Here is a 772-nt window from a genome sequence, read left to right as displayed (position 1 = left end):
GCGCCTCGGAAGCGCGCCGCCAGCCGGCCTCCAGCGCCGCCATATAGACGAAGGGTTTGAAGGCGGAGCCCGGCTGGCGGCGCTGGAGGCCGGCCGCACGCCGGATAGCATCCGCAACGATGCGCCGATCAAGATCGGCAAATGGACCCCAGACAATTACGGCGGCAAATATTACGGCAAGGTCACGCTGGCGACGGCTCTGGCCAAGTCGCTCAACTCGGTGGCGGCGCAGCTGACCATGGAGGTCGGGCCCGACGCCGTGGTCGAGGCCGCGCATCGCATGGGCATCCAATCCGATCTCCAGGCCAACACCTCGATCGCGCTGGGCACATCGGAAGTGACGCCGCTGGAACTGACCTCGGCCTATGTGCCTTTCGCCAATGGCGGCTACAAGCCGGACATCCACTTCATCCAGCGCATCACCACCGCCAACGGCAAGGTGCTCTACGAGGGCAGCACCGGCAGCGCGCCGCGCGTCATCAAGGCCGATATCGTGGGCATGATGAACTCGATGATGACCGGCACGGTCGAGGTCGGTACCGCCAAGAAGGCGGCGTTCAACTGGCCGTCGGCCGGCAAGACCGGGACCAGCCAGAATTCGCGCGACGCCTGGTTCGTCGGCTACACCGCCAATCTCACCACGGGCGTGTGGTTCGGCAATGACGACGGCAGCCCGATGAAGAAGGTTACCGGCGGCGCGCTCCCGGCGCAGGCCTGGCACGAATTCATGGTGGCCGCGCATGAGGGCGTGCCAGTGCGGCCGCTGCCCGGC

Annotated in this window: 1 pseudogene; it reads left to right on the top strand. The window is 66.7% G+C overall.

From position 1 onward, the window contains the following. A pseudogene (locus EOA23_RS29425) lies at window positions 1-772 on the top strand (penicillin-binding transpeptidase domain-containing protein); the annotation flags it as partial.

The organism is Mesorhizobium sp. M2A.F.Ca.ET.042.01.1.1 (assembly GCF_003997405.1).
GTDB lineage: Bacteria > Pseudomonadota > Alphaproteobacteria > Rhizobiales > Rhizobiaceae > Mesorhizobium.
Note: the sequence above shows the minus strand (reverse complement) of the source record. Positions and strands in the feature narration are given on the sequence as shown.